This window comes from Leminorella grimontii ATCC 33999 = DSM 5078 (assembly GCF_000439085.1).
Classification (GTDB): domain Bacteria; phylum Pseudomonadota; class Gammaproteobacteria; order Enterobacterales; family Enterobacteriaceae; genus Leminorella; species Leminorella grimontii.
In genome coordinates this window covers 43884-59763 of record NZ_AUUA01000018.1, presented here as the reverse complement: position 1 = coordinate 59763, position 15880 = coordinate 43884, and the positions used below count along the sequence as shown (strand labels likewise).

16 protein-coding genes and 2 pseudogenes are annotated in these 15880 nt (G+C 51.8%); 10 read left to right on the top strand and 8 right to left on the bottom strand.

Features of this window, described 5'->3' with window-relative positions:
- The 4 genes from G544_RS0116115 to G544_RS0116105 form a co-directional block, all read left to right on the top strand.
- A partial coding sequence (locus G544_RS0116115) for a hemagglutinin repeat-containing protein (protein WP_027275553.1) occupies nucleotides 1-1091 on the top strand: 1091 nt, incomplete at its 5' end.
- A complete protein-coding gene (locus G544_RS0116110; RefSeq protein WP_027275552.1) occupies nucleotides 1088-1564 on the top strand; it encodes a hypothetical protein in 477 nt (158 codons plus the stop codon). The genes G544_RS0116115 and G544_RS0116110, both read left to right, overlap by 4 nt.
- Nucleotides 1565-1611: 47 nt before the next feature.
- Entirely contained in the window at nucleotides 1612-2034 is a 423-nt protein-coding gene (locus G544_RS22230; protein ID WP_134388909.1) for a hypothetical protein, read from the top strand.
- A gap of 11 nt (nucleotides 2035-2045) precedes the next feature.
- Nucleotides 2046-2369, top strand: coding sequence for a hypothetical protein (locus G544_RS0116105; RefSeq protein WP_027275551.1), 324 nt, complete (start codon nucleotides 2046-2048; stop codon nucleotides 2367-2369).
- 245 nt (nucleotides 2370-2614) lie between these two features.
- On the opposite strand, the gene G544_RS20820 is transcribed toward G544_RS0116105, so the two are convergent.
- The 3 genes and pseudogenes from G544_RS20820 to G544_RS0116090 form a co-directional block, all read right to left on the bottom strand.
- On the bottom strand, nucleotides 2615-3208 hold the full coding sequence (locus G544_RS20820; RefSeq protein ID WP_051155799.1) for a hypothetical protein: 594 nt from the start codon (nucleotides 3206-3208) through the stop codon (nucleotides 2615-2617).
- A gap of 188 nt (nucleotides 3209-3396) precedes the next feature.
- A complete protein-coding gene (locus tag G544_RS0116095) occupies nucleotides 3397-4746 on the bottom strand; it encodes an NCS2 family permease (RefSeq protein ID WP_027275550.1) in 1350 nt (449 codons plus the stop codon).
- Nucleotides 4747-4764: 18 nt separating this feature from the next.
- Nucleotides 4765-6562 (bottom strand): annotated as a pseudogene (locus tag G544_RS0116090) (adenine deaminase).
- Between the two features lie 132 nt (nucleotides 6563-6694).
- On the opposite strand from G544_RS0116090, the gene G544_RS0116085 reads away from it, so the two are divergent.
- The 6 genes and pseudogenes from G544_RS0116085 (at nucleotide 6695) to G544_RS0116045 (ending at nucleotide 11384) form a co-directional block, all read left to right on the top strand.
- On the top strand, nucleotides 6695-7615 hold the full coding sequence (locus tag G544_RS0116085; protein WP_027275548.1) for a LysR family transcriptional regulator: 921 nt from the start codon (nucleotides 6695-6697) through the stop codon (nucleotides 7613-7615).
- A gap of 2 nt (nucleotides 7616-7617) precedes the next feature.
- Nucleotides 7618-7764 (top strand): hypothetical protein, encoded by a 147-nt coding sequence (locus G544_RS22375; RefSeq protein WP_154656333.1) that lies wholly within the window; start codon nucleotides 7618-7620, stop codon nucleotides 7762-7764.
- Nucleotides 7765-8268: 504 nt separating this feature from the next.
- Nucleotides 8269-9510: a fimbrial protein gene (locus tag G544_RS22220; protein ID WP_134388910.1), complete on the top strand. Its 1242-nt coding sequence runs from the start codon at nucleotides 8269-8271 to the stop codon at nucleotides 9508-9510.
- A gap of 272 nt (nucleotides 9511-9782) precedes the next feature.
- Nucleotides 9783-10451: a hypothetical protein gene (locus G544_RS0116060; protein WP_134388911.1), complete on the top strand. Its 669-nt coding sequence runs from the start codon at nucleotides 9783-9785 to the stop codon at nucleotides 10449-10451.
- Between the two features lie 288 nt (nucleotides 10452-10739).
- Nucleotides 10740-11049, top strand: a pseudogene (locus tag G544_RS20815) (type II toxin-antitoxin system RelE/ParE family toxin).
- Entirely contained in the window at nucleotides 11046-11384 is a 339-nt protein-coding gene (locus G544_RS0116045) for a helix-turn-helix domain-containing protein (protein ID WP_027275545.1), read from the top strand. Before G544_RS20815 ends, G544_RS0116045 begins: the two are co-directional and overlap by 4 nt.
- A 277-nt stretch (nucleotides 11385-11661) precedes the next feature.
- On the opposite strand, the gene G544_RS0116040 is transcribed toward G544_RS0116045, so the two are convergent.
- The 5 genes from G544_RS0116040 to G544_RS0116020 all read right to left on the bottom strand — a co-directional run bounded on the left by G544_RS0116040 (nucleotide 11662) and on the right by G544_RS0116020 (nucleotide 15677).
- On the bottom strand, nucleotides 11662-12078 hold the full coding sequence (locus G544_RS0116040) for a hypothetical protein (protein ID WP_027275544.1): 417 nt from the start codon (nucleotides 12076-12078) through the stop codon (nucleotides 11662-11664).
- A gap of 419 nt (nucleotides 12079-12497) precedes the next feature.
- Entirely contained in the window at nucleotides 12498-12866 is a 369-nt protein-coding gene (locus G544_RS20810; protein ID WP_027275543.1) for a hypothetical protein, read from the bottom strand.
- 33 nt (nucleotides 12867-12899) lie between these two features.
- Complete coding sequence (locus tag G544_RS0116030) at nucleotides 12900-13286, bottom strand: hypothetical protein (protein WP_027275542.1); 387 nt, start codon at nucleotides 13284-13286, stop codon at nucleotides 12900-12902.
- Nucleotides 13287-13428: 142 nt separating this feature from the next.
- Nucleotides 13429-15114, bottom strand: coding sequence for a molecular chaperone HscC (locus G544_RS0116025; protein ID WP_027275541.1), 1686 nt, complete (start codon nucleotides 15112-15114; stop codon nucleotides 13429-13431).
- Nucleotides 15115-15173: 59 nt separating this feature from the next.
- Nucleotides 15174-15677, bottom strand: coding sequence for a low molecular weight protein-tyrosine-phosphatase (locus G544_RS0116020; protein ID WP_027275540.1), 504 nt, complete (start codon nucleotides 15675-15677; stop codon nucleotides 15174-15176).
- Nucleotides 15678-15880: the final 203 nt, after the last annotated feature.

The following is a 15880-nucleotide window of genomic DNA, read 5'->3' as shown; positions in this document are numbered from 1 at the left end:
ATACCCTGTTTATCCAGAGCGGCGGCGACACTACCCTCTCTGGCGCTGCGGCCAAGGGCAGCAGCATCATCGCTGACGTGGGCAAGAACCTCACCATCGAAAGCCTGCAGGACACCAGCACCTACAAGAGCGACGACTGGAACGTCGGCGGCAGCGTGACGGTGGGCTACGGCTTCTCTGCCAGCGCCAACTACAGCCAGAACAAGGTCGATGCCGACTTCAAGAGCGTGACCGAACAGAGCGGCCTGTTCGCCGGTGACGGCGGCTTTAACGTCTACGTTGGCGAGCACACGAGCCTGACCGGCGCGGTGATTGCAAGCTCTGACAAGGCGGCGCAGGACGGTAAAAACCAGTTCAGCACCGGAACTATCGAGACCAGAGACATCAAAAACCACTCCAGCTATGACGCCTCCGGCTTTAGCATCGGCGGCGGCTACAGCGTCGGCGATGGCGGCATGAGCAAAATAGGCGGCGACGGCGGCAGTTCCACGGCCTCTTCCGGCGTAGGCAAGGACCAAAAGGGCAATGCCACCACCGGCGCCAACGCCGACCCGTCCACCAAGCAACCTGAAACCGGCGGTTGGAGCGCCACTACGCCGATTTATATGAGCGCCAGCGACAGCACCACCACGCGCGCGGGCATCAGCGGCGGCGACGTCACCATTCGCGACGAAGCGGGCCAGCAGGCCCGCACCGGCCAGACGGCGGCGGAAGCCATTGCCAGCTTGAATCGCGACGTCAGCAGCGACCGCGACGGCACCAACGCCGTCGATAACCTGTACGAGCGCGACAAGAAGAAAATCGACGCCGGGTTTGAAATCACCCGCGCCTTCCAGAACGAGGTTGGCACCTTTGTGGTGAACAAGGCCAAGGAAGCCGACGCGATTAAGAAGGGGCTGGAAAAACAGGGTATCGACCCGGAGACCAACGCCGACTACCTTGAAGCCCTCAAATGGGCACCCGGCGGCGAGTACAGCCAGGTTATTACCGCCATCACTGCCGCCACCGGCAGCAACATCATGGGCGGCATGGACGGGCTGGCCCAGGCGGCGACTGCGCCAGCGCCGGGCTGGGGACGGCGGCGGGGGTGATTGCTAATGCTATTCTGAACGACAAGAGCAAAGCCGTGGAGGATATGACTTCTGAGGAGAAGAAGGCGCGGGAGGACCTTATCACCAGCCTTATCGCTGGCATTGCTGGAGCTTCTGGTGGGGATGCGGGGAGTGCGGCGGCGGGGATGCAGATCGTGCAAGAAAACAATGGCTTGAGCACCATTGTTAAGGCCAGCGAGAAGGCTCTAGAAACTTGCGTGAAAAATACAACATGCCGTGCGAATATGAACCAGATGGGAGTAACTATCGGTTTAACCAACGCACAGATAGAAGAGGCGATGAAGGTTGGAGCCACCAGAGATCCAGCGCTAATTGCGCAACTGACCCCAGAACAAATTGAATATTTGGATAAGCTGATCCGGAGTGGCAACGGAATGTCTGGTCTTATCCTCGGAAAGGTGACCTGGGGAGACCGGCTGAATCTGCCTACTAATACCGGGGGGACCAGATAGCTGGGTCTGGCCCGACAAATACGGGCGGAAATCAGATAACAGATAGTTTGCCGACAGATACGGGCGGAAACCAGATAGTTGATGGTTTATCGGCCCATACGGGTGGTAACCAAATTGCAGAGGGTTCGCAAAGCAATACTGGTGGAAGTCAAATTATTGAGCAGGACTGGCGTGATAGTGCATATCTATCTGAAAATACTGACGAAATAAACAAAAAATGGCATGGCGGAAATAGAGGAAGTTCAGAAGCTTCGCTGATAGACCATTTTAATAAGCATGGAAAGGAAGTTAAAGCTGAAACACCAGAGCAATATCTCAATAAAGCAAAAGCCTTTGCAGGAAACCTAAGAGGTGCAAGGGTTGTGGAAAATATTGGTGGTTATACACAAGGTGTGACGAGATATTATAAAAATGGTAAATATATTGATATCGGGCCAGATAAAAGAATAGTATCCTTTGGTAAACAGTAAGGTGGAATGTTATGTGGCATAAATTAAAAGTAGATAATGTCAGTGGTATAGATAAAACAGTAGGTGAGTTTACCGTTTGGATGGTAGGTATTTTACCTTATGCTAAAATGAAAATTAAAATACATGAAGATCAAAATGGATTTTATTCTGGAGTAACAGATGTCGCCATAAAAAGAAAATATGACGGTTATCCAGAATGGGCGGGAGGAAGTGGAAAAACAATCGAAGAAGCGCTAGAAAATACAATAAAGGCATTTAACGAAATGTTAAAAGAAGATTGTATAAGCATACTAACAGAGGAAGATATTGAATATGCCGAGTGGTCTGACTTTTAGATGATAATAGTCATTTATAGTGTGTAATTGCAGTTATATAACAAGCGTTAGTAGCCCCACCTAAGCAGTGGGGCTTTTTTTATACAGGAGTTCAACCACCTTACTGTAGTCCCTCCGGTTTTTAGTACCACCGCCAATAAGAATCTCCAGCCAGTTTTTTCCTCGTATAGATAACTGGACTCACCTGCCAGACGGGAAAAATAGTGATGATATGCATCGACGGTACAGGCCCAAGAAATAGGAAATTACATATATTGATATACAGGCTTAACAATAAAGCGGCCGGTGTTTAAATCTAGCGTAAAAGGCACCCAATCGCTGCTTGGCGGCTCCCAATCTCCAGAACCAGAAATGATATTTTCATTAATATCATGAATATTGACGCCATCTACAGCACATGGTTCCGAACGCCATTTAATCCCCGTTTTGATATTAATGAAGAAAGTGTACTCAAACGTCGTAACAATAAAGTTCTCCGTAAGCTCATCAGAATAAACATCAGGGATTGAATATAAGTTCCCAACATAGTCATCTAAGCTGATGCTGGTGACATTATGCGTTTCCACATCAAACAGATGAACATGCATTCCATGAAGTATGGCAACGGTGCTCTGGTTTACTTTTATTTCTTTAAAACACTGCTCAAGTATCCAGCCGTCAGTATCAAGGGCAGCGTATATGTTAAGGAATAGTTGAGGCTTTTCATTTACGGATACAAGAACCCTACGCCTGAAGAGTGTTCTTTCAGCAAATTGGTTAACGTCTATAACAGGCAAATCTATGCCCAGAGATAAACTTGAATTCTTTTCAGGCTCTATGAAAATGGCTGTTACGGTCATCAAGATAAACTCTTTTTTGTAATAAGATAAAAATTACTCAAGAGGTAAGATGACTTAACTAACCATTATTTTCAATTGATACACCGAAAAATATATAGAACTCAACATAAGGTGTTTTATTGTGGCACCTCGTAAATTGAAATACCGCAAGTGGCGCCCGCATACAGGCGCCATGCATATCCTCAATCTTAATGCTTCACCAACGTCGCAAAATAGTAAACCAGCGGCACGGCAAGTATCCACAGCCCCAGCGGGATTTCCCGCCACTTGCCGGCGATGGCTTTAATCACGATGTAGAACAGCAGCCCACCGGCGATGCCGGTGCCGAAGCTGTTGGCTATCAGAGTAATCATCACCATCATCAGCACCGGCAGGCCGTCGGTGAAGTTGCCCAGATCGACTTTGCGCAGGCCGCTGAACATATTCAGGCCGATGAGGATCAACGCAGGCGCGGTGGCCTCTTTGGGGATCATTAGCGCCACCGGGGTGAACAGCAGCATCAGCAGGAACATCACCGCCGCGGCCAGCGCCGTAATGCCGGTTTTACCGCCCGCTTCCGCCGCCGCAGAGGACTCAATCAGCGCAGTGGCTGCCGGGATGCCGAGCCACGGACCTACTGCCGCCGCAATCGAGTCAACCACAAACGGCCGGTTGATGTTCGGCATATTGCCTTCTTCATCCAGCAGGCCCGCTTCACCGCCGACGGCCAGCGTCGTGCCCATGGTCGAGAAGAACTCCGAGGCGAAAAAGACGAACAGGAACGGCAGGAAGGCGATGTTCAGCGCGCCGATCATGTCAATCTGCCCCAGTACCGGCGTTAGCGAATGGGGCATGTCGATAAAGCTGCTCGGCAGCTTGGTGACGCCCATAGGAATGCCAATCAGGGTAGCGACCAGGATGGCCCACAAAATGGAGCCAGGGATCCGCCGCGCCTGCAAGGCGATGGCGAGGAACAGGCCGCACAGCGCCACCAGCGCGCCGGGAGAGAGGAAGTCCCCCAGCATCAGCGCGTTGGTTTTGGCATTGGCCAGCACCAGCCCGGCGTTGCGAAAGCCAAGCACGGCGACGAACAGGCCGATAGAGGCCGTCAGCCCCAGCTTGATGGACTGCGGCACCGAGCGGGTGACCACTTCTCGCAGGCCGAACTTGGTCAGCAGAAAGAATAAAATCCCGGACCAGCAGGCGATGCCAAGCCCGACCTGCCAGCCGATGCCTTCGCTGCCCGCCAGCGTCACACCCACCAGCACCGAACCGCCGATGCCCGGCCCGACGATAAACGGCAGGTTGGCGTAGAACGCCATCAGCAGCGTGCCGCCGACGAACACCAGAATGGTGCCGGTAGTCGCAGCACCCTTGTCCATCCCGCCGACCGCCAGCAGGCCGGGGATGACCACCAGCAGATAGGCGGCGGCGAGAAAGCCGGTGATGCCCGCAAGGCACTCGGTGCGCACCGAGCTGCCGCGGGAATACAGGGCAAAGCGGCGCTCCAGCCAGCTTCCCTGCGTGGATGTGGTCGAATAAAAAGTATTGTCGGCCATGCTCAAGGTTCCTGATGATTAATTATTGTTGTGATATGTGTTCCGGGGTCTCCCGGCAGTCAAGCAGCGGGTCGACAATCTGGCGAGTGCTGCCGTCGGTCAAACCCAAGTCGGTCAAATGCGGCCCTGCGTTGCAAGCAAGGCAGGTGCCTTCGATAGCCTTAAAGACGCGGTACGGCGGCTCCCAGTCGGCCACTTTCGCGCTCAGATCGCGAAGCTGGCGGAACTGCTGGGCCAGCTCGGCCGCCGGCAGGTCGGACAGCATTCCGGCAATCGGCATAGCCACGTGAGCCAGAATTTCGCCCCGCTGCGCCAGCGCCATGCCGCCGCCGGAAGCGATAAGCCGGTTAGCCGCCAGCGCCATGTCTTCTGCATTACGGCCCAGCACCACCAGATTATGCGAGTCGTGGGAGTAGCTGGTGGCAATCGCGCCGCGCAGCTCGCCCCAGCCTTCCAGCAGTGCGATTTGCGGCGTCGCCTCGTGGCGGCCGTGGCGGTGCTGAACCCAAATCAGGCTAAATCCGTCGGGCAGTTGGACGATGCCGTCGCGAACCTGAACGTCGATCTCTCCCCACTGGGTAAAGCGCGCGCCGCGAATGTGCCGCAGGCGGGCGACGCCGTGACGAATGCCCTTCACGCGCAGAGCGAAATCTTCGGCGTTAAGCGGCGCAATTTTCATCGTGTCGCGCGGAGGAATGCTCTCCGCCGCTGCAACAATCGGCTGTAGCAGTGCGCCGCCTTGGGCAATCAGCTTCCCGGCGACGTAAACTTCTCGCGCCTTGAGCTTTTCCAAAGAATCAAACACCACCAGATCGGCACGGCGACCGGCGGCAATCAGCCCAAGGTCGTTGCGCTGCAGGCGAATAGCCGCATTGAGCGTCGCGAAACGCAGGGCGTCGGTAGCCGACAGGCCGTGCTCAATCAGCAGGTTGAGCAGCGCGATGATGCCGCCCTTTTCCAACAGCATGTCCGGCGGCACGTCGTCGGTGCAGACGGTAATTTGCGACGAGAGATGCGGCAGCGTTTTGAGCGCCTTAACGATGTCCGGCAGCAGGTAGGGGTGAGAGCCGCGGATTTCCAGCGTCAGCCCGGCGCGCAGCTTCTCCAGCGCGTCGTCTGCGGAGACCAGCTCGTGGTCGGAGGTAACGCCTGCGGCCAGATAGGCCTGCAAATCCGCACCGCTCAGCCCGCGGGCGTGGCCTTCAATCACTTTACCGCTGTCGAGGCCGGCCTGAAGGATTTCCTCCATTCGCTGGCTGCCGTGCAGGATGCCGTGCATGTCCATCACTTCCGCGACGCCGCGCACTTCCGGCCACGCCAGCATGGTTTCCATTTCCGCGCCGGCGAAGTCCGCGCCGGACATCTCCAGCCCCGGCGTCGACGGCACGCAGGAGGGCGCGGCGACCATCACCCGCAGCGGTAAATCGCGGCTGGCGTCAACGGCGTAGCGCACGCCCTCGACGCCCAGCACGTTGGCCAGCTCGTGCGGATCCCAGAAGACCGCCGTGGTTCCCTGAGCGAGAACGACCTCGGCATAGCGCTCCGGCGACAGGTGTGAACTTTCAAGGTGGACGTGAGTGTCCATCAATCCCGGCGACAGATAAGCACCAGCTAATGAACGGCTCTCGCGGGCGTCGGTACGACTGTGACGCGGGTGAACGCTGGCAATCATGTCGCCGACGATGCCAACGTCGGCTTCGCGGATTTCGCCGGTGACCATATCGACAATGCGCGCGTCGGTCAGTAGCAGATCGAAGGGGGATTTACCGCGAGCGGCCTGTACGGCGCGGCGGCGGATTTCAACATTGCTGGACATAGCAACTCCGACACAAGGATAATGTGGGTACTCTAGTGGCATAGCAAACGTTTGCCCAGATGATAAAATTTATCGCCCGATAAGCTCGGGTTATTATGCGTGACTATCGTTTTACCGTTGGTGAACAATAATATGGCCGAACCCTGGCAGCGCCTACCCGCGCTCTCTTTGAAGCAGCTACAATATTTCGTGACGCTGGCGCAGCTGCGTCACTTCACCGACACCGCCAGCCGCCTGGCGATCAGCCAACCGGCGCTGAGCAGCGCCCTGCGCCAGATTGAAACGGTGCTGGGCGGCAAGCTGGTTAACCGCACCGCTTCCTCCGTCACGCTGACCGAACTGGGCGCCGCGATTTTGCCGCACGCCCAGCGTATGCTGAGCGTGGCCCAGCTGGCGTTTCAGGATATGCAGCAAATTGTGGAAGCCGGCGGTGACGGTACGGTGCGCATCGGGCTGGTGCCGTCGGTCAGCTCTCTGCTGTTCCCCCTGCTACCACTGACTCTGGCGCAGGCCTTCCCTCGTTTACGGCTTGAGTTTCACGATCTGACCAACGATGCGCTGTTTCAGCAGTTGCAAAGCGGGCAGATTGATTTCGGCATTGGCGCTATCGACAGCTCCCTTCCCCCTGAGCTACAGGTTTATCCGCTGCGTGAAGATCCGTTTGTCGCGGTGCTGCACCGCGACGACCCTCTGGCCGACAGGTCGCACCTACCGTGGAAGCTGCTGGCCGGACGCGATATCGCGGTGTTCTCGAAGGGCAATATCCGTCGCCTGGTCACTGCGCTGGCGGAGAGCCATCGCCTGACGCTGAATGCGCGCTATCAGGTAGACTACACCGAAACCCTCTACGGACTGGTGCGCTCGCGGCTGGCGGTGGCTATTCTGCCTGAGCTTTATACCACCCACCTACAAGACCCGGATTTAAAAACGGCGCACCTCCAGCAGCCCGCGCTGACGCGCACCGTGGCGCTCATGCGCGGGCCGCAGACGCTGCCGCCGCTGATAGAGGAGAGTTTTGCTTTGCTGTTGGGGGCGTTGAGGGAAGGGGTATAAAGATGATATATAATAAATTTGATGCCTGCATATTCGATTTTAGCCATGGGCGAGAGCCGGATGACTATTGGCATGATGGCGCCATTCTTGAGGCAGCTGAATCACTTAAAAATTTTACCAAAGATGATTGGGAGGCGCTGTTAAAATAATTAAAACGTAACCCCCCTATTTTGGCAAAAAAGGCTTGTGGAGTATTTAGGTGATTTACACAACTCATATGAGCTGGAAGCCATTTTAAATCTCATCAATACAGATGATGAAGACCTGTTATTTATCACTTGCGTTGATTCATCAAGATCCTCAAATTTATCGACGCGGAGCCAGAACAGTAAGAAGCAATTATTATCCAAGGCAGAGGGTATATGGCCTCCCTAGAGAAGCACGCCTTGGAAAAGTTAATTATAAAGCTTAATTGAGCTATTAATTATTTTCTGCTTTTTAAGTTTCTATTTTGTTTCTATTTTTATTAAATTTTGTAACCTCCCTACCATAAGGCCATTTATTTGCCCCCCGTTCAAAAAACCAAGTAAAATGATGGAATTATAGATCCAATAAGTCTAAAATTAATAAATTATGCAGACGGCCTATAATTCAGCATATCCGGCGCTAAGAAAATTATATTAATACTAACCTTACTTGAGTTTGACTTTATTATGTTTATTCAATGGAAGAAGATAACGCTCTCAAACATGATTGCAGGCATTTTTTGTTTCTCGATAAGCTTTGCAACTCAGGCTTTAACGTTCACCTATTATCCGACATGGGGTTCAGGAGGCGGCGTTGCGGGGACCTGCACATTTACATTACCCGAACAAGCACCGCTGTCGATCCCCCGAACGCTGATTGTCAATAACAGCCTGCCAAACGGTACAGAGCTGTTTAGCTGGAATTACAATGAATTCATACCTAACATCAGCGGAAGCTGTAGCGCAAATGGTTCCAACACTAGATCATCATCGGCAAGATTCTTTTTTATGCCCGCAGGTTCGGTCGGAGGAACGGCCATGACGTCTGGTGCCTTCAAGACAAATATACCCGGTATAGGCATCAAGTTTTACTATACTTACACGGCTACAGGAATGAGCGCATATCAAAGCGCTACCAGCTCATCGACCACGAGAATAACCACCGAAGACGGCTGGAAGATTGGTGTAACTCCACTCAATATCGAATATTCAATGAAGAACGATACCTCTATAGGCGTTTGGTTCACTACGGACTACCGTATGACTCCGCCCCCAACGACTTACTTTTATTCCTACAACGCTAACAATGCCGCTTATTCCGTACGTGCCGCATTGGTTAAAACAGGAAGTATCACCTATACCTCAACGCCACTGTCATTACCGCAAGCAGCTACTTTCGGCACGCCCGATGCCGGTGGGTATACTCCAATTCCTACCGTGCTAGGAGGAGGAGGCATCACCATCATTCCCCCTACTTGCCGCCTGCATACGCCAGAGGATTACGTCGTCAATATGGGGGAATGGACAAACAAAGCCCAGCGCCCCGCCTACAGTACGCCAAAGGGCTTTAATATCAATCTGGAATGTTCCGGTAGGCCTGACAACGTATACTTTCGCTTTGAGGACACGGGCATCTCACCCGGCGGCAATAAAAACGTCAGCCTGTATGACGGCAGCGGAAATAAAATAGACGGTTTGGAAATTGAAATGCAGTACGGCGGCTCGCGCATTGACGTCGATAACACGACTATCACCAGCGTAGGGCCGCACGGCGCGACCAAAACTAACACGCAAGATTTTTCGTTTAACAGCCAAAGCAGCGTTGGATTTTCGGCTCGTTATGTACAGCGTAACAATATCCAAAAAGCAGGAACGCCTTATTTTGGTCCCGTGACGGGAATGGTGAATATGTACGTCATCTACCAGTAACAGAATGGGGAATTAGTTTTTGCGAGCCGTTTCCAGACCCTATATTCCCTTTCTTACTACGGACGCTGGTCGCTGTATCATCGCATTAATGCGCTGCCGCCGCTGATAGAAGAGAGTTTTTCTTTGCTGTTGGGGGCGCTGCGGGCGTCGGCGTAGAGGTTGCCGATACGATTACAGATAGCGCTGATGACATAAAAATAGAACCTAAAAAACGCAGTTCTAAAATTGTTCATAACTCACGTAGAACAATACCCTTTATGTTGAGGATATATATGGCTTCGCATCCATTTTTCTCGTCAACCAGCGATAGCGCAATGACGATTCGGGGCTACGAGCTAAGGTCAACTGAACGCGCTTATGGTTATTCCCTGAGGACAATCTTCGATGAGCTTGAACGTGTGGATTTTCTCGCATCGGCCGAAACGAGAATTTTTACCTGCTTTCGCTTTCTGGATGCAAAGTCTGACTGGGGAACCGTATGGCGCAAGATAAAAGGCGAAGATTGCATCGGACTCGATCTCGTATTCCTGAACGACGTCGACTTACCCTTTTATAACACCACTCTCGCCGCGCTATCCAGTGGCCTTCAACGACTGGCGATCGGGCTTACAACAAGAGACGTTTTCATCGAAGTGCTGGACAGCTGCGCCCACAGATTCAAGGAGTGGGGGCACGACCCCGCACAAATTCATGCCCGTCTGGAAAGTTGGTTTCATAATGAAGGTTACAGCCAAATCTGGAAGCTATTCGACCTTTTTGGACAAGACACAAACTTGAGCGACTGTGAGCGCCTCATACCATGGCTCACTTTCGATGACGTCGTCTTTTTGTATGAACGATGGCATGCGTCTCAGGGGAAGAACTTCGTCTCGACGTTGGATTCTCGATGCCACTATAAGCAGATTGGCCTGATACCTAAAAACAAGAAAAAATCAGCGTAACTTCGCGTGTGATAAACCTATTTGATACGGCACCCAAGAAGCGTCAGTCCTCTTATTGGAAGCGAAGTATTAATGTGTAGGTAACTCACTCATCTTTTGCGGCCAACCTTCCATAAATTATCTTGCCGTTTGTCATGTGTCGGCGGTTATCAATAATATTCTGCACGAACATCAATTAATCCTTTCATTTGATTTGCTCCCCCGAAAACAATTGTATAAAATTTTATACACAGGGAAAACTCAATGTCCGAAAAGGCAACGATGCCTGAAGAAAAGGCAATCGTATGGATGGGCACCTCATTTGAGGATGTACTAGCTTTCCCCCGAACGGTGCGTAAAGAAGTGGGTTATCAGTTACACCGAGTACAATATGGCATTGAGCCTAAAGACTGGAAACCTTTCTCGGAAGTAGGCGCTGGCGTTAACGAAATTCGGGTACGCGATGCCAGTGGGACTTACCGCGTAATGTATGTAGCAAAGTTTGATGAGGCTATCTACGTTCTACACGGCTTTCAGAAAAAAACGCAGCAAACGGATAAAAGATATCGCCAGAATGCGTTACAACCTGGCAATCCAACAGCGGGGAAACGGTAAATGACCACAAAAACGAACAATGAATCTCGCCATATCACGCCCTCCGGCGGCAATATCTTTGCCGATCTGGGCTTTGACGAACGGGAAGCCAAAGCGCTTCATGCGGATTCCTTGCGCGAAATAGAAAACACGCTGGCCATCAAGGAAGCGCTAATGGAAGAAATCGCGGTCTGGATTACAGACAGAAAGATGAAGCAGGCGGAGGTCGCCGCCATTTTGCATATTTCGCGCCCGCGCGTTTCCGACGTGGTAAATAAAAAAACCGGCAAGTTCACGATTGATTCGCTGGTGAATATGCTGAGCCGCATGGGTAAATACGTTCAGGTTTCTGTTGGGTGAGCTTACACGCCGATTAAGCGACAGCGGGAAGGCAAAAGGCCCCGCGCCAGTATTGATATAGTGAAACGTGTCGATATCGTCAAAATACATTCTTTATATTCGCCATACATAAATCTATAATATTGTGAGTTATCTACTCAATAACGACTTCCCGTGCTGTTATTCATAACAACACGGGAATTTTAATGGCTTAATAGGAGGAAATATTAAGAGTAGTAAAAATAAAATGGCTCCGTTTACTTTATTTCGAACGCTATCCTTACAACATCGTCACTTATTATTTCAAATATACTCTTCGATACCACCACTTAATCCCCCAAGCGACACCTCCACCCAATCCCCCCAACGCAACGCCGGCGGCCAGCGCGTAAAGTATCTCCCTATAGCTCATTAATTCTGTATTTAGGGTAAAGGCGCTAAGCATAACGCCAATAACGGTAACGATCGAAGTATGAAGGATGCTCTTTTTTTGTATCAGCAAACCTGCAAAAAAGCCGCAGAGGCTCGTTAAAAAACAGGCAATTAAATTGAAATACGTCAAACTCTCGCCCACGGGTCCGAGAAACTCATAGCGTATAACGAGATAGAGAATATTCCTCGCAAGAAGGTAGATATTGATACATACCATATAAGCCAGAAACACTTTGTTTTGGAGCCGTGATTCAAAAAATTTAATCATTTTATCTGCCAACATGGCGCGATATCCCTATTCACTAAATTATTCCCTACATCCCTATTTTTTAATACTAAGGAATATATCCATTTTTCGAACTAACCGATACCGAAAGAATAACGTTATCTTTCACTCGTATATCAACAAAAAAATCCTTTTTACAGTGCGGGCATTCAACATAGCCTTCTGCCGTAAAACTTTCTTGTAGCCTGTTTTTAGTGACGTTTATTAGCTCATCCTTCAGTTGATATTGGCATAAATTCCCTGAAGGGAAGAAAGCTTCAATCTCATAGACGTCTGATGCCTCACATCGAGGGCAAACGCAGACTGCGTGTAGGATGTCATGCGTTGACATGGAATTTCCCTTAACGGCATACCGTGCCCTTAAATGTGCCGGCGTCTCGTTCCAAACGCAACTGAAGTGATGCCATAGGTAGTAGCTACTCGAACCGTAATTCCCACTTAGAAAGAATATTTTCATATTGTTCACGGTCTGGGATCGTAAATGAAACCTTCTTCACAACAGCGCTTAATATCGAAAAAAGATCTTTCTTTAACTTCATATCATCGATAAAGGTGTCAATACCAACTACGTACTGAAATAATGCATTATTGTTAGATAATTCTTTTATTTCATTAGGTAATAATGTGCCTTCATCGCTAGCTATTATTAATACTGCATCACCAAAGGGATGGATCATTTCCACACACTCAAGTTCGTCGATTAACAGACGTACCTCCTCCATTACACGGCGATATGCTTTTGTGTACATTCTATTTTTTGATACTAAAGATAGTGAAAATCTCACAACTAATAGCTCCCAAAACGATAAGATCATATTTCAATAAGATGATGCTGGATCTGACATGCCGCATTTATCCATAAAATAGAGATAGATAGTTTTTTTCTTATAGGTACATGCAATAAATTCTGGAGTGGAAAAAGATCCGGCAACGAGAAATAAAGAAAGCTTATATATTGCCAGTTCAATAGATTCGTATGATAAGCGCAGTTCCATCGATAATCGGCTCATAAAAATATCGTCATCCTCTGGATGCCCGGAGCATGACAATAATAAGGTGCGATAAGGCGCTGAGCCTGCGCATTCTAGCGCTATCTCCGCCGTTTTTTGCGTGTCTAATAAGGTGGTAAACGCAAGCATTAGCTCTTGCGCATCCTGCTCGTTAAGAAAAAAGTGAAAACCGCTCAGGCTTTTATTAATAAACACGTTATTTACCTATATTCGGCCTATGTGAGATATCCCATTATCTTTCGTTAGCATGGCGCTCGCCCCTCTTACGAAAAAACGGTTTTGCGCGAGCGGTACCATCGCGCAAAACCAGTAAGATATTCTCGTTTAGCCAACCACCCTACAGCTTCATCGAATCCAAATACTCAATCAGCCGCGCGCGCGCCGAGTCGATCTCCTCTACGCGGTGTTCGCTTAAAAGCTCGTCGAACTCGTTAAGCCAAATGCCGATCTGGATGCGCTCGTTGCCCAACGACTGCGCCCAGGCGCGTTCCAGGCGGGCGCGCAGGGCGCGGTTGGGCATTTCGTCGCGGGGGTGGATCTTGAGCGCCTTAAGCCGCTCGTGGCTGCTCTTTTTCTGCTCTTCGCTCAGCCCGATGGGGCTGTGGTCGATAACCTTGGTGTGGGATTTACCCGTTTCAAGCAGGTCGACGTCCACTTCCAGCAGGCCGTTGATGTCGTAGCTAAAGCGTACGTCCAGCGACTGAATGTTGCCGTTCGGCTCTACCGGCACTTCGAACTCGTCCACCAGAATGTTGTTCTCGACGCGGGGATTTTCCCCCTGATAGACGGCGATGCGAATAGACTTCTGCTCCGGGTGGCCGGTGTAGAACGTCTCTACCCGCGAGGTCGGCACCACGGTGTTGCGTTCGATAATCGGCGAGAACACGCCGGACACCTTGCCGTTGTTGGTGGAAATACCGAGGGTATAGGGGCAGACGTCGGTCAGGATAACCTCGTCGATCGCCTCATCGCGCAGGCGGCAGGCGGCCTGCACCGCCGCGCCCAGAGCAACGATGGTGCTTGGGTCCAGATGCTGATGGGGCATTTTGCCGAACAGGCGCACCACTAAACGCTGGATGATCGACAGCTGAGACGCACCGCCCACCAGCACCAGGTTGTCCAGCTCGCTCGGCTGCAGGCGGGCGTCGTTCAGCGCCTGCTCGATCGGCGCCCGCAGGCGGTTGAGCAGAGGCAACCAGACCTTCTCCGCTTTCTGCATGTCCAGCTCATAGCGCCACTCTTTGTCCTGCCAGTGCCAGACGATATCGACGTCCTGCGCGCCCATGCGGCACTTGGCCTCTTCGGCGCTGTCGTTTAGGCGCGCCAAGGCATCGGTCGTAACCTCGCCTTCGCTGAGCTTCCACTCCTTCAGGCAGTCTTTCACCAGCGCATGGGTGAAGTCTTCCCCGCCCAGGTAGTTATCCCCGGCGGAGGAGTGAACCTCAATCAGCGGCAGGGCGAATTCCAGCACCGTGACGTCAAACGTGCCGCCGCCGAGGTCAAACACCAGCGTGCGGCCAAACTCCTGAGTATGCAGACCGTAGGCCATCGCGGCGGCGGTGGGTTCGTTAATCAGGCGTACCGCGTTAAGCCCGGCCAGCTCGGCGGCGAATCGCGTCTGCTTGCGCTGCTCGTCGCTAAAGTAAGCGGGTACGGAAATCACCACGTCGGAGATCTCCTGCCCAAGCCAGGCTTCAGCGTCTGCCTTCAGGGATTTGAGCACCAGCGCCGACAGCTCCGGCGCATTAAAGGTTTTCTCCGCAAGGCGATAGGTCTTGTTGCTGCCCATAAAGCGCTTAAACAGCGCGGCGGACCGGGTTGGGTGCGTCGTCAGGCGTGAAAAGGCCGGGCGACCGACCAAAATAGAGCCGTCTTCATCGAGGCTGACGACGGAAGGAGTCAGGTATTCGCCCAGCGCATTGGGAATAAGCTGTGCTTTTCCCTCCTGCCAGACGCTGATAAGACTGTTGGTTGTCCCTAAATCAATGCCAATCGCCGGCACTGACGCACGTTCTCCATTCATGACCCGCTCCCATTAAATTGCTCACTAACCCTGCATAATATAGGGGTAGCTGGCGGCGATCAAACGTTCAGGCCGTGTTCCCGTCCGATCGCCTCAAGAAGCGCTCTCGCCCCGGCCTCAACCAGCCGTTCGGTCTGTGCAAAGTCGCCCGTATAGTACGGGTCGGGCACGTCCGCGATGTCGGCATTCGGCACAAAGTCCATCAGTTTGTACAGGTGGTCGATAAACGGCGTTCCTGCAATGTCGCGAATATCGTCGATATTGCCGCTATCCATTGCGATTAGATAGTCAACCTTCCCAATATCGTCGCGCTTTAACAGTGACGCCCGCATAGTGGAAAAATCAATGCCCCATCGACGCAGCACCTCTTGCGTACCCCGATGAGGCGGGTTGCCCACGTTCCACCTTTCCGTCCCGGCGGAACGGACCTCAATTCGTTCGCTTAGCCCCACCTGCGCCACCAGATGGCGAAAGATCCCCTCCGCCATCGGAGAACGGCATATATTGCCTAAACAGACAAATTCAACGACGATGACCTCTTTCTTTCCTGCTTTTTGCTTCATATCGCCCCATTTTTCGCATCGTTTTAATGCTAAAACGTAAATACATTTTTCAGCCAAACCAAAATCCGTCCTGTACTTTGCCCGGTGAACCGTCAGCCAGCGGGCGTGCAAGAAACCGTAACCCGGCTTTACCTCTTTGCCAGAAACCATTATGGTTGGTAAATCATGCAGCGCGCTTATTGCGCTTTCCTACACGTGCCGCA

Excerpts from the sequence above, each read along its gene's own strand:
- G544_RS0116105 (WP_027275551.1), top strand. The coding sequence starts at position 2,046 with ATGTGGCATAAATTAAAAGTAGATAATGTCAGTGGTATAGATAAAACA.
- G544_RS20820 (WP_051155799.1), bottom strand. The coding sequence starts at position 3,208 with ATGACCGTAACAGCCATTTTCATAGAGCCTGAAAAGAATTCAAGTTTA.
- G544_RS0116095 (WP_027275550.1), bottom strand. The coding sequence starts at position 4,746 with ATGGCCGACAATACTTTTTATTCGACCACATCCACGCAGGGAAGCTGG.
- G544_RS0116085 (WP_027275548.1), top strand. The coding sequence starts at position 6,695 with ATGGCCGAACCCTGGCAGCGCCTACCCGCGCTCTCTTTGAAGCAGCTA.
- G544_RS22375 (WP_154656333.1), top strand. The coding sequence starts at position 7,618 with ATGATATATAATAAATTTGATGCCTGCATATTCGATTTTAGCCATGGG.
- G544_RS22220 (WP_134388910.1), top strand. The coding sequence starts at position 8,269 with ATGTTTATTCAATGGAAGAAGATAACGCTCTCAAACATGATTGCAGGC.
- G544_RS0116060 (WP_134388911.1), top strand. The coding sequence starts at position 9,783 with ATGGCTTCGCATCCATTTTTCTCGTCAACCAGCGATAGCGCAATGACG.
- G544_RS0116045 (WP_027275545.1), top strand. The coding sequence starts at position 11,046 with ATGACCACAAAAACGAACAATGAATCTCGCCATATCACGCCCTCCGGC.
- G544_RS0116040 (WP_027275544.1), bottom strand. The coding sequence starts at position 12,078 with ATGTTGGCAGATAAAATGATTAAATTTTTTGAATCACGGCTCCAAAAC.
- G544_RS0116025 (WP_027275541.1), bottom strand. The coding sequence starts at position 15,114 with ATGAATGGAGAACGTGCGTCAGTGCCGGCGATTGGCATTGATTTAGGG.
- G544_RS0116020 (WP_027275540.1), bottom strand. The coding sequence starts at position 15,677 with ATGAAGCAAAAAGCAGGAAAGAAAGAGGTCATCGTCGTTGAATTTGTC.